At 64.2% G+C, this 18,809-nt stretch carries 17 protein-coding genes and 1 tRNA gene; 4 read left to right on the forward strand and 14 right to left on the reverse strand.

Features of this window, described 5'->3' with window-relative positions; all coding sequences use genetic code 11:
- Positions 1-34 precede the first annotated feature (34 nt).
- Complete coding sequence (locus tag LU493_RS14840; protein ID WP_275288571.1) at positions 35-670, reverse strand: hypothetical protein; 636 nt, start codon at positions 668-670, stop codon at positions 35-37.
- 342 nt (positions 671-1,012) lie between these two features.
- On the opposite strand from LU493_RS14840, the gene greB reads away from it, so the two are divergent.
- Positions 1,013-1,558, forward strand: coding sequence for a transcription elongation factor GreB (gene greB, locus LU493_RS14845; protein WP_275288572.1), 546 nt, complete (start codon positions 1,013-1,015; stop codon positions 1,556-1,558).
- Between the two features lie 114 nt (positions 1,559-1,672).
- Here the strand turns inward: greB and LU493_RS14850 are convergent, their stop codons facing one another.
- Entirely contained in the window at positions 1,673-2,674 is a 1,002-nt protein-coding gene (locus tag LU493_RS14850; RefSeq protein ID WP_275288573.1) for a methyltransferase, read from the reverse strand.
- A 160-nt stretch (positions 2,675-2,834) separates the two neighbouring features.
- On the reverse strand, positions 2,835-3,563 hold the full coding sequence (locus tag LU493_RS14855; RefSeq protein ID WP_275288574.1) for a methyltransferase domain-containing protein: 729 nt from the start codon (positions 3,561-3,563) through the stop codon (positions 2,835-2,837).
- Between the two features lie 162 nt (positions 3,564-3,725).
- Here LU493_RS14855 and LU493_RS14860 point away from each other — a divergent pair.
- Positions 3,726-3,802, forward strand: a tRNA-Arg gene (locus LU493_RS14860).
- Between the two features lie 4 nt (positions 3,803-3,806).
- Here LU493_RS14860 and LU493_RS14865 read toward each other — a convergent pair.
- The 9 genes from LU493_RS14865 to LU493_RS14905 all read right to left on the reverse strand — a co-directional run bounded on the left by LU493_RS14865 (position 3,807) and on the right by LU493_RS14905 (position 14,062).
- Positions 3,807-5,789 (reverse strand): diguanylate cyclase domain-containing protein, encoded by a 1,983-nt coding sequence (locus tag LU493_RS14865; protein WP_275288575.1) that lies wholly within the window; start codon positions 5,787-5,789, stop codon positions 3,807-3,809.
- A gap of 223 nt (positions 5,790-6,012) precedes the next feature.
- A complete protein-coding gene (locus tag LU493_RS14870) occupies positions 6,013-7,080 on the reverse strand; it encodes a hypothetical protein (protein WP_275288576.1) in 1,068 nt (355 codons plus the stop codon).
- 101 nt (positions 7,081-7,181) lie between these two features.
- Positions 7,182-8,258 carry a porin gene (locus tag LU493_RS14875; protein WP_275288577.1) on the reverse strand — a complete coding sequence of 359 codons (1,077 nt, stop codon included), beginning with the start codon at positions 8,256-8,258 and terminating at the stop codon, positions 7,182-7,184.
- 403 nt (positions 8,259-8,661) lie between these two features.
- The gene (locus LU493_RS14880; RefSeq protein ID WP_275288578.1) at positions 8,662-9,741 is read right to left on the reverse strand and encodes a ProQ/FINO family protein; all 1,080 of its coding nucleotides are present in this window, start codon (positions 9,739-9,741) and stop codon (positions 8,662-8,664) included.
- A gap of 27 nt (positions 9,742-9,768) precedes the next feature.
- Entirely contained in the window at positions 9,769-10,308 is a 540-nt protein-coding gene (locus LU493_RS14885) for a dihydrofolate reductase (protein WP_275288579.1), read from the reverse strand.
- Complete coding sequence (locus tag LU493_RS14890; protein ID WP_275288580.1) at positions 10,305-11,153, reverse strand: thymidylate synthase; 849 nt, start codon at positions 11,151-11,153, stop codon at positions 10,305-10,307. The genes LU493_RS14885 and LU493_RS14890 overlap by 4 nt, the downstream gene beginning before the upstream one ends.
- Before the next feature lie 111 nt (positions 11,154-11,264).
- Positions 11,265-12,062 carry a prolipoprotein diacylglyceryl transferase gene (gene lgt, locus LU493_RS14895; RefSeq protein WP_275288581.1) on the reverse strand — a complete coding sequence of 266 codons (798 nt, stop codon included), beginning with the start codon at positions 12,060-12,062 and terminating at the stop codon, positions 11,265-11,267.
- Between the two features lie 105 nt (positions 12,063-12,167).
- Entirely contained in the window at positions 12,168-12,962 is a 795-nt protein-coding gene (locus LU493_RS14900; protein ID WP_275288582.1) for a sulfite exporter TauE/SafE family protein, read from the reverse strand.
- Complete coding sequence (locus LU493_RS14905; RefSeq protein WP_275288583.1) at positions 12,959-14,062, reverse strand: response regulator; 1,104 nt, start codon at positions 14,060-14,062, stop codon at positions 12,959-12,961. Before LU493_RS14905 ends, LU493_RS14900 begins: the two co-directional genes overlap by 4 nt.
- A 107-nt stretch (positions 14,063-14,169) precedes the next feature.
- On the opposite strand from LU493_RS14905, the gene LU493_RS14910 reads away from it, so the two are divergent.
- Positions 14,170-14,934, forward strand: coding sequence for an NRDE family protein (locus tag LU493_RS14910; RefSeq protein ID WP_275288584.1), 765 nt, complete (start codon positions 14,170-14,172; stop codon positions 14,932-14,934).
- A 13-nt stretch (positions 14,935-14,947) separates the two neighbouring features.
- Here LU493_RS14910 and ptsP read toward each other — a convergent pair whose 3' ends face one another.
- Together ptsP and LU493_RS14920 are read right to left on the reverse strand one after the other, a co-directional pair.
- On the reverse strand, positions 14,948-17,209 hold the full coding sequence (gene ptsP, locus LU493_RS14915; protein ID WP_275288588.1) for a phosphoenolpyruvate--protein phosphotransferase: 2,262 nt from the start codon (positions 17,207-17,209) through the stop codon (positions 14,948-14,950).
- An 80-nt stretch (positions 17,210-17,289) separates the two neighbouring features.
- Positions 17,290-17,784 carry an RNA pyrophosphohydrolase gene (locus tag LU493_RS14920; protein ID WP_275288585.1) on the reverse strand — a complete coding sequence of 165 codons (495 nt, stop codon included), beginning with the start codon at positions 17,782-17,784 and terminating at the stop codon, positions 17,290-17,292.
- A 148-nt stretch (positions 17,785-17,932) separates the two neighbouring features.
- On the opposite strand from LU493_RS14920, the gene LU493_RS14925 reads away from it, so the two are divergent.
- Positions 17,933-18,589: an HAD family hydrolase gene (locus LU493_RS14925; protein WP_275288586.1), complete on the forward strand. Its 657-nt coding sequence runs from the start codon at positions 17,933-17,935 to the stop codon at positions 18,587-18,589.
- Positions 18,590-18,809: the final 220 nt, after the last annotated feature.

The following is an 18,809-nucleotide window of genomic DNA, read 5'->3' on the forward strand; positions in this document are numbered from 1 at the left end:
CGCGTTCACAATGGGAGCTCCGCCGACGGCCGTTTCAGTGCGCCAGGCGCTCGACCATCTCCCCCGCTTTCCGGCGAAGTGCTTCATCGGACGCCTGCCGTCCTTCGCGGGCCTGTCCTTCCATCGCCCGGCGCGCGTGTTTCAGGGCAAGGTCGTCACGTCCTTCGTCCATCAGATAGGCAGCATAGTAATAGTGGACATCGATGCCCTCGGGTCGAATCTCCAGGGCGCGCTCGAACATCCGCTCGGCCGTGTCATCATCGCCGAAGGCCACCGGCCAGCCGGGCGCCCGGTCGTACAGAGCACCGAGGGTGACATAAGCGGACCCCCGGTGGCCTTCGGGATCGAGCTCGATGGCACGCTCCAGCACCCGGCGCGCTTCCTTGGCCGGTCCCAGGGCATCCAGGCCGCCGACTTCCCGGGCCAGGGAAGCCAGGATGATGCCTCGCCAGACCAGCACTTCGCTGGTGTCGGGATGTGTCTCGGCCAGTGCGCCGGCTTCCTCTGCCAGCGACGACAAGGCATCGGCGCGGCGAGCCTCGTCCATGGCGGTGGTGATGTTCTCCCAGCGGTTGCGCAGCGAGAAGACCTCGTTTTCCCAGGCCTGGGCAACCGGCGCAAGCCCCAGTCCCAGGCACAGGACGGTGGCAAGCAGATGGCGTCTCGACATGATGGCTTCCTCGCGTTGTGGTTGTCGGAATGGCCCTTCACCCTGAAAATGTAACGAACGTTTGATTTATTCTCCACTCGAATCGCCCTGCCCATCATGATAGGGCTATTGCAACTGGATCTGGCGAGGGGCGCCGGGGACAGGCCGAAGAGGGGGTCCGATGCCATGGATGGCATCGGTAGCGCCCAGGGAGGGGTTCACAGCGCCCCCTCGCAGGCCTGTCGACGGATCAGCCCAGCGACAACGCTTAAGCGATAGCCCTGCCCATCATGAGTGAGGAATTGCCTGCCGGCGGGTGCATGACGTATGTTGCGGCTCTTCGACGAGCCAGAGGCGCGATCCATGAAAGGCCGCAACATGACCCGTTGGCGCGATCCCGCCAAGGACCCGCGCCAGGAACCCAAGAGCAACCTGATCACCGCCGAGGGCGCCGAACGCCTGCGCGGCATCCTCGACCACCTGTCGCGGGTCAAGCGCCCCGCCCTGTCTACCAAGGTGGGCGAAGCCGCCGCACTCGGCGACCGCAGCGAGAACGCCGACTACACCTATAACAAGAAGGAACTCAACCGCGTCATCGCCCGCATCCGCTACCTGACCAAGCGACTGGACGAGCTGCAGATTGTCGACCGCCTGCCGGCGGATACCGACCGGGTCTTCTTCGGCGCCTTCGTCACCCTGGAAGACGAAGCGGGCGAAGAACTACGGCTGCGCATCGTCGGCCACGACGAGACCGACACCGGCAAGCACTGGATCAGCGTCGACGCCCCGCTGGCCAAGGCCCTGCTCGGCAAAGGGCTGGACGATGAGGCGACCGTCGCCGCCCCCGGCGGCGAAACGACCTATCTGATCACCGAAATCGGCTATCGCGATCCTCAGGCGGGTAGCTGAGAGCTGGAAGCTGGAAGCTGGAAGCTGGAAGCTGGAAGACAGCATGATCCCCGGAACCATGGAGCCAAGTTTTTTCTTCCAGCTTCAAGCTTCCAGGAGCGAAGCGACGCTCTTTCAGCTTGACCCGCGGCGCTTCACCGCCCGATAGACCCGGTAACGACGGTCGTCGGCGAGGATCTCGAACCCTCCGAAGGCACGCTCCAGCAGATCCGGATATGGCAGGAAGGCGTTGGCGACCAGAATGAGCTGACCGCCCGGCTCGAGACGCTCGGGCGCGCCGGCGATCAACCGCCCGGCAGGGCCATAGTCGAGGGCGCGTTCCTGATGGAACGGCGGGTTGCTGACGATGGCAGCGAAGCGCTGTGCGGCCAGGCCGGCATAGACATCGGAGTGGCATACCTCCCCCGCCAGATCATTCGCCGCCAGGGTCCGTCGGGTCGCCTCCACCGCGAAGCCATTGACGTCCACCGCCGTGATCGAGAGTCCGCGCCGGGACAACCAGGCGGCGAGAATGCCGTCGCCGCATCCCATATCCAGCACCGCCCCCTGCCTCGGCAGGCATGAATCCAGCTGCGCCAGCAACAACCGGGTGCCGTCGTCCAGCTTGCCGTGACCGAACACCCCGGGATGGCTGACCAGCGCCAGGCCTTCGGCCTCGAAGGTCGTCCAGGCGGCGTTCGGGTCGATATCCACCCTGTCCAGGCGCGAGGCAAACAGGCTGCATCGCCGAGCGCTGTCCACCTTGCGACACCCGAGCCCCAGCGCCGCCAGCACCTTGAGCACACGCTTGATCCCCCCCTGGTTCTCGCCGACGACGTGCAGCGGCGTGCCTGGTGCCAGACGCGAGCATAACCACAGCAGCCACCACTCGCCCTGGGCATGTGCCTTGGGCCAGAACAGCATCACGCCTTCCGGTGCCAGCTCATCCGCCGCGAAGGGTGAACTGGCCTCCCCGCCACGCTCACGCCAGGCCGAGAGTGCGGCCCGATCGGCGGACAGCAGGCGGCCTCCTTCCTCTTCCAGCCAGCGATCCCGAGGCGGCGCTACCCACAACCAGCCACGATAATCGGTCGATTGGCGCTCGAGCAGTTGGCAGACGGGGGTTTCGGCGCTCATGGAAAAGACTCCTCGACATTGGCAGGCACCAAGCTTTGTCTAAAAAGTCGGCGAGCGATGGCCAGACAAGACAAAAATCGACGAAAAGACGGAGTTTACACGGTGTAAATGAGTACTTTGAGCCGATTTTTAACGCAGGATGGGCAAGCGCAGACAGTTTTTAGACAAAGCGTAGGGTATAGAGCAAGTAACGCCCCAACCGCCAATGCGGCTCGGCGCGGCTATGACGCCACTCCAGCTCGAGCAGCTTGCGATACGCCTCGTCACTGTCCGGCGGGTGCTGCAGGTAATCGTGAAAGATCCTCACCCCGGCGCAATGCGTGACGACCAGGCCATTTTCCTCGGCCCAGGCGAGGATCTCGTCATGGCGCAACGGCGAGATGGGCGTCAGGCGCTTGCGGCGTCCCTGACCGGCCAGGCGGTCGGCCAGTACACGGTCGAGATTGCCCTTGACCACATTGGAAAAACGCAGGGCATCATGATTGAAGACCATCAACGACAATTGCCCCTGCGGCGCCAGCAGGCGCGCCAGAGTGGCAAAGGCAGCACGCGGATCGGCCATCCACTCGAGCACGGCATGACAGGTGATCAACGACCAGGGACCGGGGAGGCGTTCGGGCAAGGCCTGGAGCGGCAGCGGCAACGACGTCACCGAGGTGTCGGCAAGGGTTTCGCGCGCCCGCTGGAGCATGTCGACGGCGGGCTCGCACAGGGTGACGGCGTGACCTCGATCCGCCAGCCAGCCGGACAGCTGGCCGAGGCCGCCACCGACATCCAGGGCCGGCTGACCATCGAGGGTGAGCATCTCGGGCAGCAGCCGATCGAGCAGGGCCAGACGCAGCTCGCCACGTCGCCTCCCGTAGAGGCTATCGGCGAACTTGTCGGCCATGCCATCGAAATAGCGATCGCCATCCGGTGAGAGATGTGTCGCGATAGCGGTGATTCCCGTCGTCTGGATGAATGGGAGGCATTCTACCCGGAAATGATGAGCAACTCATGGGCCTGGCGGGTTTATCTTGCCCGGTCAGATGCTTATACTACGCTCCGTTTCGCCCTCTTAGCTCAGCAGGATAGAGCAGCCGCCTCCTAAGCGGCAGGTCGCAGGTTCGAATCCTGCAGAGGGCGCCACGCCTCATCCCGTCTCGTGCATGACCACTCGGTCACGCCCCATGCGTTTGGCACGATAACTGGCAGCATCCGCCCGCTGCATCACGCTGCCGATGCGTTGGTCACCATGTTCGAAACAGGTCACGCCGATGCTCAGGGTCACGTGGAATTCCCGTCCCTTGTGAACGACTTTCAATTCGCCGATGACATCGCGCAGCGACTCGGCGATACGCCGTGCCTGTTCGAGCGTACAGCTCGGCAACAACACGGCGAATTCGTCGCCGCCCTGGCGAGCGGCATGGTCGCTGCGCCGAATCGTCCAGGCGAGCACCTGAGCGACCCGACACAGCATCTCATCGCCCAGGGCATGGCCACCGATATCATTGATCGGCTTGAAATGGTCCATGTCGAAGAGCAGCAGCACCGAGGGTGTCCCGGTCTTGCGCCAGTCGGCCAGCGCTTCCTCCAGGCGACGCTCCAGACCACGCCGGTTGAGCAGGCCGGTGAGCGGATCATGCTCCGCCTCCCACTGGCGTAGCGCCTCTTCCTCGCGACGCTCGGTGATATCCTTCACCGTCCCCACGAAGCCCAGGTAAGTGTCGTCCGAAGTAACCCGCCTGGCGTGTACTTCGAGCCAGAGCGCCTCGCCGTCCTGCCGGTAGTAACGGTACTGCTGGAGAAAGTCCTCGCCGCTTTCCAGGCTGTACTTCCAGAGATCCAGCGCCGACTGTCGATCATCGACGTGGATGCGCTCCACCCATGACGACAGCTGATGTTCTCCGGCACCATACCCGGTCAACTCGACCAGTGCCGGGTTCATGTAGGACACGTTTCCACCCTCGTCGGTCACGAAGATACCGACCGGCGATGACGACAGGGTGGCATCGAGAAAGGCCTGACGCTCACGTAGCCGTGCGTTTGCCTGCTCGCGCGCCACCTCGACCCGGTTGAACGTCTCCGCGACACACTGGAGCTCCTGCATCCGCGTCGCCAGGGCCACACGGGTCCGATGCCCCTGCCCGACCTCTTCTATCTGGGTCTCCAGCCGGTACAGGGGCCGCAGCGACAGCCACACCAGCCATCCCATGATCGGCATCACCAGGCTGGCCACCAGCAGCGCCCACCACCCCAACCGGTTCACCAGCTCCTGCAGTGGCGACATGGCCTGAGACTGGGGTAGCACCACGCCGACGATCCAGTTCGCCGGCCAGATCTGACGATACGCCTGGTAGGCCATATCGCCGTTGATCAGCGTTCCCTGCGCCTCGCCTTCCCAGCCATACAACGACAGATTCACCCAGGGGTTGGCCTGCTCATCGGGAACGGGCTCGAGGATCAGCGATTCGTCGGGGTGATAGAGGACGCGACCGGATGATGTAATGACAGTGGCGAACCCCTGGGCCCCCAATCGAATGCGGCTCAAACGCTGGAAGAGATTGCCGCCGGGGATACCGACGATACCGCCGACCAGCCCCTGGAAGTCGCCGTTGTCATCGAGACGCGGCGCCATGAACATCACCAGGGGAGCATCACTGGCCCGCCCATGGAAAGGCTCGCTGACATGGGGACCTTTGAAGGCCCTGACATGCTGGAAATATTCACGATCCGCCGTATCCAGCCCGACTCGATTCTCGACCCGCGGCCAATCGGATACGACCCGCCCCTCGGCATCGATGACCACCAGGCCATCGAACCATTCGAGCAACGCATCGCTCTGGCGCAGAGCGTCACGAATCCCACCCTCGCTGCTCGACGCTTCCAGTCGGTCTGCCAGGCCTTCCAGCGCCGACAGCCTCGAGTCCACCTGCTGCGTCAACTCATCGGCGATCAGCCGGGCCTCGTAACGCAGATGGGTACGACTGGAATCGCCGACCAGAGTCTCGCCGGCACGCCAACCGAACACCAGCAGCAAGGCCGCCACCACGGCCCAGGTGGCGAGCAAGCCCAGCAGCAGCCGTCCCTTGAGTGACAGGGCTCCGTGAAGGTAACGGGAGAAACGCGTCGGCACCACAGCTCCTCTCAGTGACAAGGTCCGTCTCGATCACGCCAAGCGACAGCGTAACAGGTCGTTCAGCGCCTATCGGAAACCGGCGAACCGACACCTCCTGCATGTCGTCGCGCCCTTGTCCGTGGCCAGGGGCGCGGCCCCGTCAGGGAGCGCTTTTTCCACCCGGCACCTCGGCCTCGGACCGGGGTGCCGGTGACCACACGCCACGGGGCCGAAGCCTCCATCAACGGCGGTCGAGCTGCTCCACCTTCAACTCATAGTTGTTGACGCCGGAATGCGCCGAGCCGAACTTCTGACCCTGTACCCGAATGCGGTAGCGCCCCGGCTCAAGTACGGTCTGCATGTCGACGTCACCATCGAAGCCCTCGCCGGCGCCTTCGGCCACGACACGTCCGGACTCGTCCAGCACATCCAGGGTAATGCGATACGTATCTTCATGACCCGGCGGATAGGTGGCCGTCTCGATGGAGACGGTTCCGGCCTCGGCGACATCGAAGGTCAGCACCTCGCCCCGGGCACGAATCTTCACATCGGTGACGATGGTCTCGAAGCTTTCCTGTTCGGCAGCCTGCCGCTCGGAAGAGGGCTGCTCGGAAGCCTGTTGAGCCTGGCCGGCGGTCGCCGTCGACGCGTCTTCCGAGCGAGAGGCCGAAGACGCTGCCGCCGCGGCTCTGGTGCCTGCCGTCGCGGCATTCTGCGTCGAGTCACCGGCGGCACGGACCGTGGCCACGGCATCATCGCCGCGCACGAAGACCGAGCTACCACCGGTGCGGTTCTTGCCGACGAACTGGATATCTCCGCCGTCGTCGACGGCCTCCTCGACGCGCTGACCCCGCTCGTCCAGCCCTGCCACATCGATGGAGTAGGTATCCCCCGCCTTGCCACGGGTACCGAAACGCTGGGCCTCGACGCGCAGCACATAGTCGCCGGGCTCCAGGTCCGTCTGGAGTTGCAGGCCACCGTTCTGCCCCAGGGCCTGGGAACGCGCGAGTTCCTGGCCCTGGCTGTCCAGCAACACGGCAGCGATGCGGTAGTCATTGGAATGACCGGCGGTCACCTCACTGGTGAAGCGGTAGGTACCGGCCTGTTCCACGCTGAAATCATGTTCGTTGACGCCACCGAACATGAAACTGCGGCTATGGGCATCGGTCTCCGCCTGGAAGAAGCCGGTCAGGTCCATGCTCTTCCCTTCTTCCCGGAACCTGTCCTGTGTCTCGCTGGCCACCGCCGGCACGACCACAAGGCTCAAGCCCAGGGTCAGCAAACCCGCGGTTACGATCGGCTGTTTCATGGAACCTCGCTTGCGTCATTCACGCCCAATGAAAAAAGCCGACCCCTGGGGATCGGCTTTCGTTGTGCAACCCTTCGGGCAGGTCTCCCTGCGACCGGGATTTAGAACATGTAGGTCACGCCGACACCGACACCGTCACCTTCGTCCTCGGCCTTGTCATAGAAGGCGGCTTCGGCCCAGGTGTACATGGCATCGGAGATGTTGTAGGTGGCACCCACGATGACCTGATTATAGGTTTCATCGTTGTTCTCGTTCGGGAAATCGCCATCAGCAGCATCGGCAACGGTGTCGGAGAAGTCTTCCGCACCCACGTCGACATACTGGTAGGCACCATAGATGTCGCCGTGTCCATAGCCGTAGCGAGCACCCAGGCCATAGAAGTTGGTGGAGTCGACATCACCCACGTCGGAATCGAAGCGCTCGAGCTTCAGGGCGACGCGCAGGCTCTCCCACTGGTACTGGCCAGTGATACCGTAGCGGTCACCGAACTCCTGGTTGTTGGCCACGCCTGCGGCTGTCACCTCGTAGTTATCGAGGTTGTCGTACATGGCAGCCACGGAGAAGTTGCCGACGGTGTACTTGGCGCCACCAAAGATGGAAGCGTTCTCGTCACCCTCGTCACCGGAAACATTCTCGGCTTCAGCGTCACCCTTGAACTGGGTACCGATGGCCAGCTCGACACCGCTGAAGGACGGCGAGACATAGGTCAGCTGGTCGGTCTGAATGGAACCACCGATGCCGGAATAGCTGGTGGAGTCGCTGACATCGAAGCCTTCGTTGTTGGTGACGGGATCCTGGATCCAGTCATCGAACAGATCGTCATAGGAACCGATCTTGACGTCACCGAAGTTGCCCTTCATGCCGATGAAGGCGGTGTCGCCACCGCTCTGACGGGGGCCAGTGGCCATCTCGTCGGCCTGGATGTCGTCGATTTCCAGCTTCATGTAGCCGGTCAGGCCATCATAGATGACATGCTCGGCGGCGAAGCCGAAGGTGGTGCCGTTATCGGTCAGCTCGGTGTCGTACTCGCCGTTGGCACCCTTGGTGCTGTAGACGGCCAGCTGGATGTTGCCGTAGACGTCGAGCTTGGTGCCGTCCTGGTTGTAGACGGTGGCGGCCTGGGCGCCGGAGGCGGCCATGGCACCGGCGATGGCAGTCGCTAACAGTGTCTTTTTCATTGCAATCTTCCTTATGACTAGCTTGCTGTTTCGATCGTTGCTGCTCTTGCAGCCGGCTTGCCTGTCAGGTGCCGGTTCTCGTCGCTGCTCGCGTCCCTCCCGGGAGGCGGCAGAGCGAGCCAGACCACGGCCAAGCCTTGTTATAATCCAATGCTCGCAGGGGCAACTCTATACCGGGATTCTCGGGAGCGCAACAAGAAAAAAACACTGTTTTCCTTCATTTCGCGCTCCGATCACCGCATATTGCCCTGCGGTAGCGGCCGGGCGCCGTCTCGGCGAGCCGCCGTCGCCCCCGGGACGATACCTGACGGCCCGCCCCGCCAGCGCGGTGCCGGATCATCATGCACCGCTGATATGACGCTTTCAAGTCAATCGAAAGGCGAAACAGGCCAGATATTCGCTCTCAACGCGGGTTATGGCGCGCCACCAGCTCGCCCAGCTTGCGCTGCAGACGGCTATCCTCGGGTTCATCATCGTTTCCGTCGGCCTCCACCGACGGGGCCGGCACGTCTCGCACCGGCTTGTCATGACGCACGTCTCCCGCGGCATGGCGCCCCTTCCCGTTCGAACGCGGCATGCGGCGTGTGGATTTCGCGCTCTTGCGACGATCCGACTGCAGTCGGTCGAGCTTCTTGCGGGCATGCTCGGCGGCCCCCGCATCGACCTCTCCCGCCGCCGCGCCGGTCAGGTCGATTCGCTCGGCCCCCTCGCGCACGGACTTGAGATAGCGCGGCAGATTCACGTAACAGGCGAGTGCTCGCCGTACCAGTTTTTCGGGCCAGGACTCGCGTTCGGCCAGCGCCTCGTGAATCCCCACCTGAAGCGGTCGCGTATGCCCTTTGAAGAAGGCGTCCGGATAACGCTGATACCACTGTTCGAGCAATGCCTGGGGAGACGGCGCCTCCTCGATGCTCGGCAGGGCATCCTGCCGGCTCGACGACACCTCTGTGCTCTCGGGCGACGACGTCGGGGCGGGCTCGGACGCCGGTGCCTCGTCGGGCACGGCGTCGTCTTTCGGGGGCTCGTCATCCCGATGACGGTGCCCGATCAGGGCCGAAAGTCCCTGGGCGGGCCGTCCCCGACGCTGGAAGAACGAGGCGGTGTCCCGCTCGCCCGTCACCTCCCGGTCTTCGCGCAGGTGGCGATTATGGGCCTCGAGCTCGCGATTCTGTTCGTCGAGTTCACGATTCTCTTCGAGCAGTTCCAGGCAGGAGGCCTCGACGTCGGCCAGGCGACGCTGGAGCTCCGACACACGCTGCTCCAGCGATTCGCGCTCGGCGTCACCTTCCCTGGCTTCGGCCGTCAGCTCGGCATTGCGTGTCTCCAGCGACTGCCGCTGACGTTCCAGCTCGTCGAGCCTTGAGGACATCGCCTCTCGCTGAACGCGCGCTTCCCGCAACGCTTCGAGCAAGGCCTCGGCGCGCCCCTCCAGCGCCACCATCAGGCGCGTTGAGCGTTCCTCGATCAAGTCCTGATCCTCCAAGTGCGCCATCCATCCTGACAGTCTGTGTCAGTCGTCGGCCTCTGGCAAACCCCGGCGCCGATACGACACGAAATCATAGGCCGGTTGCCCGTCGCCGGGCGAGCCGGGCACACGCTGCTGCTCTTCCCATTCGGCCATGTCCAGAACCGGAAAGTGCACGTCTCCGTCCAGTTCGACCGCGACTTCCGTCAGGTAAAGGCGGCTGGCATGCGCCAGTGCTTGAGCATAGATCTGGGCGCCGCCCATCACCATGATCTCGTCGACGCCATCGATGGTCGCCTGTTGATCCGCCAGCGTCAGCGCCGAGGCCAGATCATGACAGACCCTCACGCCTTCGGGCTGAAAACCGGTATCCCGCGTGACCACGATATTGAGTCGACCAGGCAACGGCCGACCGATCGACGCGAAGGTCTTGCGCCCCATCACCAGGGGCTTGGCCTGGGTCATGCGCTTGAAAAACTTGAGATCCTCAGGCAAGTACCAGGGGAGCTGGTTGTCCACACCGATCACCCGATTGCTGGACATGGCGGCGATCATCGCCACCGGCACCAGAGTGGTATCGATCATACGGCCACCTCCGCCTTGATGTGCGGGTGCGGGTCATAACCGTCGATGGCGATGTGCTCGAAGCGGAAGGCGAAGAGATCGTCGATGCTCGGATCGAGCGTCAGTCGAGGCGCGGGAGTCGGCGTCCGTGCCAACTGGCGCTCGGCCTGTTCGAGATGGTTGAGATACAGGTGCGCATCACCGAGGGTATGCACGAAATCGCCCGGCTCCAGGCCGGCCACCTGGGCAATCATCCGTGTCAAGAGCGCGTAGCTGGCGATGTTGAAGGGCACCCCGAGGAAGATATCGGCACTGCGCTGATAGAGCTGGCAGGACAGGCGCCCCTCGGCCACATAGAACTGGAACAGGCAGTGGCAAGGCGGCAAGGCCATCTCATCGACCAGGGCAGGGTTCCAGGCCGATACAATCAATCGCCGCGATTGCGGATTGCGCTGCAGTTGCTCGAGCAGGCCGACGATCTGGTCCACATGCCCACCACGCGGGTCGGGCCAGCTGCGCCACTGGTAGCCGTATACCGGTCCCAGGTCGCCGTTCTCGTCGGCCCACTCGTCCCAGATCTTCACCCCGTTTTCCTTGAGGTAGGCGATATTGGTGTCACCGGCCAGAAACCACAGCAGCTCATGGATGATCGAGCGCAGATGCAGTTTCTTGGTGGTGATCAGCGGGAACCCGCGCGAGAGATCGAAACGCATCTGATGACCGAACAGCGAACGGGTACCGACGCCGGTGCGGTCATCGCGCTCGACACCATGCTCCAGCACGGCGCGCATCAAGTCGAGATAAGGCTGTTCCAGGGGGGGAAGAGTGTCCACGGCATCATCGAAGCTGGGAAATGGGACACTCATTCTACACAGGCTAAGCTGGAAGCTGGAAGGCAGCATGCCCCCCGACGGCATGGGGTCAAGGGTTTTTCTTCCAGCTTCAAGCTTCCAGGCGCGAAGCGCCGCTCTTCCAGCTTAAAGCTCCCGGGCTGCGCCCGGGATCGGCTGACGACGCGACCAGAGCATCAGCAGCCCCCCGGCGACGATCATCGGCAGCGACAACAGCATGCCCATGGTCAGCCAGTCGAAGGCGATGAAACCCAGCTGGGGATCCGGCCGCCGCACGAATTCCACCGCGAAGCGGAAGAGACCGTAGAGCACCAGAAAGAGCCCGGACACCAGGCCACGGCGGCGCGGACGCGCCGAGACCCACCACAGCACACCGAACAGCACCAGCCCTTCCAGCAGCGCCTCGTAGAGCGACGAGGGATGGCGCGGCTCGGGGCCCAGGCCCGGAAACGGCATGCCCCAGGGGAGATCGGTCAGGCGCCCGGGCAGTTCATGGTTGATGAAATTGCCGATGCGCCCCGCTCCCAGGCCAACAGGAACCAGAGGCGCGACGAAATCGGTCAGCGTGAAGAAGGCCAGCCCCTTGCGGCGGGCGAAGAACCAGGTAGCCAGCAGCACGCCGATCAAGCCACCATGAAAGCTCATCCCGCCGTCCCAGATACGCAGGATCCATAACGGGTCGGCCAGCCACTGCTCCACGCCGTAGAAGAGTGCATACCCCAGGCGCCCCCCCAGCACCACGCCCAGCGCCCCATAGAACAACAGGTCCCCCACGTCGTCGCGCGTCAGGCCGATGCGTTCGGCGCGTTGCCTCCCCAACCACCAGGCAGCGATGAAACCGATCACGTACATCAGGCCATACCAATGCACCTGAAAAGGCCCCAGAGAGACGGCAACGGGGTCGATGGAGGGATAAGTCAGCATGGAATCCTCGGAAGCTGGAAGCTGGAAGCTGGAAGCTGGAAGCTGGAAGCTGGAAGCCAAAGGCTCCCCATCCGACACCTTGGGGTCAAGGCCTTTCTTCAAGCTTTAAATCAAAAACTTGAACCCGACCACCATCAGCAGGGCGGCGAACGCCAGCCGCAACAGGTGCCCCGGCATACGATGCGCCAGCCAGACCCCGAGTCGTGCGCAGGGCACGCTCGCCAGCACGATGCCGAGGAAGGCCGGCCACATGACATAGCCGAGCGCCCCCGACGGCAGCCCCGGGGCCTGCCATCCCACGATGATGAAGGTCGCGGCACCGAACAGGGCGATCGGCAGCCCGCAGGCCGAGGACGTTCCCACCGCCTGGGTCATCGTCGCCCCGCACCGAGACAGCCAGGGCACGCTCAGGGTTCCCCCGCCGATGCCAAAGAGCGCCGACACCCCACCGATTACGCCCCCGGCCAGCATCATGATGCCACGCCCCGGCGCCAATCCGCCGGGCCTGGGGCGCATCCCCAGCAGCATCCTGGCCGCCACCAGCAGCATGAAGATGCCGAACAGCATCCCGAGCCGACCGCCCGACAGGTTGCCGGCCACGAACACGCCGGTGACGGCACCCAGCATCAGGCCGGGCAGCAGCGCCAGAAACCACTCTCGACACACGCTGCCCCGCCGGTAGTGCCCCCAGGCCGAGGAGGCCCCGGTCACCACGATGGTCGCCAGGGACGTCCCCACCGCGAGATGCATGCTGACCTCGGGCGCCACGCTCTGGAGGTCGAAAGCGAACACCAGGGCCGGCACGATGATCAATCCGCCACCAATACCGAACAGGCCGGCCAGGGTGCCCGCGAGACCTCCCAGAGCCAGGTACCCCAGCCATAGCGCCAGGATGCTCAAGACCGGTCCCCGCTTTCCTCCAGTGTCCCGGGCAGCCACTGGCGTACGGTCTGCAGCAGGTCCTGGGGTCGATAGGGCTTGGCCAGATAGTCGTCCATGCCGGCCTGCTCGAAGCGCCGACGATCGGCCTCGCCGGCATTGGCGGTCAACGCCACCACCACGCTGCGCGGGCGCTCGGGGATCGAAGCCTCGCGCTCGCGCCAGACCCGACAGGTTTCGACGCCATCCATATCGGCCATGAAAATATCCATGAAAATCAGGTCGATCGGCATTTCGTCCAGCTGCTGCAAGGCCTCCGCACCGCTGGAGGCGGTGATGACCTGGAGCCCCTGGCGCTCCAGCACCTGACGCGCCAGCATCAGGTTGACCGGACCGTCGTCGACGATCAGTACCCTGGCACCCGGCTCGCCCTCCGGAGACGTCGGCTCGCCCAGCGTCTCCAGCAGCGCCATGGCATCGGCCAGCTGTTCACGCAACGTCTCGGCGGCTTCCGGGCGACGACGCTCGTCATCGAGAGCCTCCTCCAGAGCCGTCAGCGAGGGCATCAACGCCTGTTGCAGATGAACGAGGTAATCGGACTTGAGGCGCGAGGCCTCCCTGGCCCGCTCACGCTCGGCTTCCAGACGTTCCACCCTGCCGCGTTGCGATTGCGACTCTTCGGCCAGGCGACGTTCCGACTGGCGCGTCCGGGTCATCTCCCCCTGCCACTGCTCGATCAGTGCGTCGATGGCCGACACCATGTCATCGAGTCGCGTCATCGGTGAACGTGAGGTATCGCGGGGCACGACCGTGGCGTCGGCATGGCGGGTCAGGCAATCGGCCAGGTTGGCGAGACGCGCCTCGATGTCGTGTTCGCATCGACGCAAGCGCTGTTTCAGCAGCATCAGAAAGACGGCCACGTTCAGGCCACCCCCCGACAGCAGCGCCAGCAGCAACCAGAACGTGATACTCCAGGACGCCTGGGTCGGCATCAGCCACCAGCAGATCAGGCCTACCGCCAGCCCCAGTGCCACGAGCAGCGACTGGGCGAGCAATACCGGCCAGAGAATGGGGGCAACCAGCCGTGACCAGAAGCGTTCCTTGCGTGTCTCGACTCGCATGATCATCCCTGTAACGGGTCGATGATGTTGAGGGAGTGTACGCCGGGAAGACGCCCCTGTCATGGCTTCGCTTCCCAGCGCGCCGTGGGCGGGTTACGCTCACGACCATGTGTCTGATCGCTCTGGACTTCCGCCCCTCGAGCGCGGTGCCGCTACGCCTGGTGGCAAACCGCGACGAATTCCATGCCCGTCCGACGGCGCCACTCGGTGCCTGGGAAGGGGCCCCCTCGATCATCGGCGGACGCGACCTGACCGCTGGCGGAGGCTGGCTGGCGATGCACGAGCGAGGCCGCTTCGCCGCCGTGACCAACGTCCGCGATCCCCGCCTCGAGGTAGCGCCGGACGCCCCCAGTCGCGGCGCTCTGGTGCGCTCCGCCCTGGAGTGCGACGACCTGGCGGCCTGGCTGGCCGACCTGGCCGAGGGAGAGGCCCTGCACTACGCCGGCTTCAATCTGCTGGCAGGCGACGGGCAACGCCTCTGGCATCTGCATCGAGGTCTGGATGCGCTCACCCTGGCTGAGGTCGCCCCAGGGTTGCACGGACTGTCGAACGCGACACTCGACACGCCCTGGCCCAAGCTGCTCGATGCACGCCAGGGACTCGCCGCAAGCCGGCACGCTCGATGGCCTCAGGATGCCTTGCTGGCCTTCGCCGACACTCGCCAGGCCAGTGACGACCGACTCCCCGATACCGGCGTGGGACGCGAACTGGAACGGCGACTATCGGCCGCCTTCATCATCGGCTCCGACTATGGCACCCGCGCCACCACCTGGCTCGAGTGGCATGCGGATGGTCGATTCGAGATCGGTGAACGACGTTTCGGCCCGCAAGGCGTGCGGCTGGGCGAGAACCAGATCACACGCACGCCCTGAGTTGAGTCATGAGTCAGTCCTTCGGTGGCAACAGGTGCCCCAGCTGCCACTCCTCCATGCGGCTGTCCAGATGACGCCGCACCGCCAGCGGACAATCGAGACGCAAGGTGTCCTCGACCAGTTGCTTGGCCGCCGTCAGGGTCACCCGTCTGACGGCGGCTCTCACCTTGGGCAGGCTGGGGGCATTCATGGATAACGCCTCGAAGCCCATGCCCATCAGCAGCAGCGCTCCCGCCGGATCGCCGGCCAGTTCACCGCACACCGAGGCCGGCACGCCGAGTTCCCGAGATTCCGCCGCCAGCCTTGCCAGAGCGGACAACACCGCCGGGTGGCAAGCGTCATAGAGCTCCGCCACCCTGGGGTTGTTACGATCGACCGCCAATAGATACTGGGTCAGGTCATTGCTGCCGACCGAGAAGAAATCGACCCGTTTCGCCAGGGCGCCGAGCTGGTAGAGCGTGGCCGGCACCTCGATCATCACGCCCACCCGGGGCCTGGCCACCGCCACGCCTTCCTCGCCAAGCTCGCTGATGGCGCGCTCCAGCAACCGCAGGGCGTCATCGACCTCGCCGACATTGGTCACCATCGGCAGGAGTATCTGGAGATTGTCGAGTCCCTGGGAGGCCCGCAACATCGCCCGCAACTGCACCATCAGGACTTCCGGGTGATCCAGGGTCACCCGGATACCGCGCCAGCCCAGGAAGGGATTGGCCTCATCGATGGGGAAATAGGGCAGATCCTTGTCACCGCCGATATCCAGGGTCCGCATCACCACCGGCAAGGGCGCAAACCCCTCGAGCTGTTCGCGATAGAGTCGCGTCTGTTCCTGCTCCCCCGGGAAACGCTCGGTGATCATGAAGGGCACTTCGGTACGGTACAGCCCCACGCCCCCGATGCGAGACTTCAACGAGGCGACCGCATCCACCGCCAGGCCCGTGTTGACCATCAGCGGCATGTCATGGCCATCCGGGGTGCGGCTCGGTTGGTCCTGCTCGTGCTCGAGCACCTCGGTCAGCGCCCGTTCCTCATCGATCATGCTCTGGTAACGGTTTTCCAGCTCCTCGCCGGGACGCACGAACAACCGACCACGATGCCCGTCCAGTACCACCCGGTTCCCATTGAGCCGTGGCAGGGGCAGATCGACCATGCCCAGCACCGTGGGAATGCCCATGGCGCGCGCCACGATGGCGACGTGAGAGGTACTCGACCCGCGCACCGATACCAGTCCGGCCAGCCGATCCCGAGGAACCTCGCCGAGCATGGCGACACTGATCTCGTCGCCGATCAGGATGGTGCTCTCCGGATAGACGTCCGGTGTCGCGCTGGTGCCCTCCTGCAGATGGGCAAGCACACGACGCCCGAGATCACGAATGTCGGCGGCCCGCTCGCGCAGATAGTCGTCGTCCACACGTTCCAGGTACTGGACATGGCGCCGCACCACGTCGGCCAGCGCCCCCGGGGCCCATTGTCCCTCGCGAATGCGCTTGACCACCTCCTGGGACAACGCCGCTTCTCCCAGCATCTGCTGATAGACATCGAACAGGGCCAGTTCCTGAGAGGAAATGCGGTTGGCCAGGCGTTCGCCCGCAGAGCGAATCTCGTTACGTACCTTGCCGATGGCCTCGCCAAGGCGCTCGATCTCGTACTCTTCATCGGTGGGGATCAGATCCGGCACGCTGTTGAGGTCTGCTGGCGGCGCGATCACCACGGCCTCACCGATGGCCATGCCCGGCGAGGCCGCCACCCCGGTAAAGGTGGCCTGCCCCCCCGGCAAGGTCGGTCGATTCAGGCTGCCGGTGGCCAGGGCATGGGCCAGCACCCCGGCGAGCTGAGCGGCCATGGTAACCAGGAAGGCTTCATCGGCTTCGTCGTAGCGGCGCTTCTCGGATTGCTGCACGACCAGCACGCCCAGCATGCGACGCTGATGAATGATCGGAACACCGAGGAAACTGGAGTAGCGCTCTTCGCCGGTCGCCTCGAAATAACGAAAGCGCGCATGGGATTGGGCATCTTCGAGGTTCAACGGCTCTTCACGCTGGGCCACGAGCCCCACCAGCCCCTCCCCTACCGGCAGGGTCACATGCCCCACCGCCTGGGTACGCAGGCCGATGGTTTCCATCAGCACCAGCCGATCGAGATCGGCATCGAAGAGGTAGAAGGAACACACGTCGGTGCGCATGGCCTTGCGAATACGGCGCACCATGGTCGACAGGGCGGCATCCAGGTTGCGAGCCCCATTAACCTCGAGGATGATGCGCCGCAACACCTCGAGCATCGGTGTCCTGCTATCCATTGTTGTTGTCTCTCGCCTCGCGGAGTATGGCGCCGGGGTCGCCCCCGGCTCGTCTTGGGTCGTCAGCTCCGTTCGAGAGCCAGGCGCTGCGCTCTGGGCGACAGCTCACGCAATGCACGACGATAGACCTCGCGCTTGAAAGGCACGACCTGCCCCAGGGGATACCAGTAGCTGACCCAGCGCCAGCCATCGAATTCTGGCTTGGCCGGACCGCTGTCCATGCAGATCCGGTTCTCCCGGCAGCGGATCCGAAGCAGGAACCACTTCTGTTTCTGGCCGATACACACCGGCCGACAGTGTGTTCGCACCATGCGTCGCGGTAAGCGATAGCGCAGCCATCCCCTGGTGCAGCCAAGCACTTCGACGTCGTCGGCCGTGAGGCCGATTTCCTCGTACAACTCGCGAAACAGTGCCTGTTGCGGTGTCTCGTTCGACTTGATGCCTCCCTGGGGAAACTGCCACGCATTCTGCCCAACCCGACGCGCCCATAGCAGCTGCCCTCGATCGTTGGTGATGATGATGCCAACGTTGGGGCGAAAGCCGTCTGCGTCGATCACGGGCTTCACCTTATGAATCCAGTATTGAAGTCATTCTTCCACAAGCGTGTGAAAGGGTTCAATACGGCGAACGACCATGCTCGAATCCACTTCTGACGTCTGACATAATCGCGGCTCCGCCTCTCCCTCAACCACCAAGAGGAACGCCGTGAGTCTCGCCATCTTCGACCTGGACAACACCCTGCTCTCGATCGACAGCGACCATGCCTGGGGCGAGTTCCTGCTCGAACAGGGCGCCGTGGACCCGGTCGCCTACCGACAGGCCAATGACCGTTTCATGGCGGACTATGAAGCCGGCACCCTCGACATGCACGCCTTCCTGGAAGTGGCCCTGAAGCCGCTGGCAGACAACTCGCCGGAACAACTGGCGGCCTGGCACCAGCAGTTCATGGCCAGCAAGATCGAACCCAGCATCCTGCCCCGCGGCGAAGAGCTGGTGGCCCGGCACCGAACACGTGGCGATACCCTGTTGATCATCACCGCCACCAATCGTTTCATCACCGGCCCCATTGCCAGGCGCCTCGGGATCGACGACTTGATCGCGGTGGAGCCCGAAATGATCGACGGCCGCTACACCGGCCGGGTCAGCGGAACCCCGAGCTATCGGGAAGGCAAGGTCGAACGCCTCACGGCATGGCTGGCGGACCGCGAGGAAACCCTGGACGACGCCTGGTTCTACAGCGACTCCCACAATGACCTACCGCTGCTGGAGAAGGTCGACCACCCTGTGGCCGTCGACCCGGACACGACCCTGCGTGACACCGCCGAAGCACGCGGCTGGCGAATCATCAGCCTGCGCGACTGAACCGGCCCGGCTTCGCCGGGAGCTCGAAGCTCGAAGCTCGAAGCTCGAAGCTCGAAGCTCGAAGCTCGAAGCTCGAAACCCAAAGCATACGAGCGGCGAGATGCGAGATACGAACCCCGAAAACCCAGCTCGTGGTTCGTGGTTCGTGGCTCGTGGCTCGTGGCTCGTGGCTCGTGGCTCGTGGCTCGTGGCTCGTGGCTCGTGGCTCGTGGCTCGTGGC

The organism is Halomonas elongata, assembly GCF_029081005.1.
GTDB lineage: Bacteria > Pseudomonadota > Gammaproteobacteria > Pseudomonadales > Halomonadaceae > Halomonas > Halomonas elongata_B.

Excerpts from the sequence above, each read along its gene's own strand:
- LU493_RS14840 (WP_275288571.1), bottom strand. The coding sequence starts at position 670 with ATGTCGAGACGCCATCTGCTTGCCACCGTCCTGTGCCTGGGACTGGGG.
- greB (WP_275288572.1), top strand. The coding sequence starts at position 1,013 with ATGAAAGGCCGCAACATGACCCGTTGGCGCGATCCCGCCAAGGACCCG.
- LU493_RS14850 (WP_275288573.1), bottom strand. The coding sequence starts at position 2,674 with ATGAGCGCCGAAACCCCCGTCTGCCAACTGCTCGAGCGCCAATCGACC.
- LU493_RS14855 (WP_275288574.1), bottom strand. The coding sequence starts at position 3,563 with ATGGCCGACAAGTTCGCCGATAGCCTCTACGGGAGGCGACGTGGCGAG.
- LU493_RS14870 (WP_275288576.1), bottom strand. The coding sequence starts at position 7,080 with ATGAAACAGCCGATCGTAACCGCGGGTTTGCTGACCCTGGGCTTGAGC.
- LU493_RS14875 (WP_275288577.1), bottom strand. The coding sequence starts at position 8,258 with ATGAAAAAGACACTGTTAGCGACTGCCATCGCCGGTGCCATGGCCGCC.
- LU493_RS14885 (WP_275288579.1), bottom strand. The coding sequence starts at position 10,308 with ATGATCGATACCACTCTGGTGCCGGTGGCGATGATCGCCGCCATGTCC.
- LU493_RS14890 (WP_275288580.1), bottom strand. The coding sequence starts at position 11,153 with ATGAGTGTCCCATTTCCCAGCTTCGATGATGCCGTGGACACTCTTCCC.
- lgt (WP_275288581.1), bottom strand. The coding sequence starts at position 12,062 with ATGCTGACTTATCCCTCCATCGACCCCGTTGCCGTCTCTCTGGGGCCT.
- LU493_RS14905 (WP_275288583.1), bottom strand. The coding sequence starts at position 14,062 with ATGCGAGTCGAGACACGCAAGGAACGCTTCTGGTCACGGCTGGTTGCC.
- LU493_RS14910 (WP_275288584.1), top strand. The coding sequence starts at position 14,170 with ATGTGTCTGATCGCTCTGGACTTCCGCCCCTCGAGCGCGGTGCCGCTA.
- ptsP (WP_275288588.1), bottom strand. The coding sequence starts at position 17,209 with ATGCTCGAGGTGTTGCGGCGCATCATCCTCGAGGTTAATGGGGCTCGC.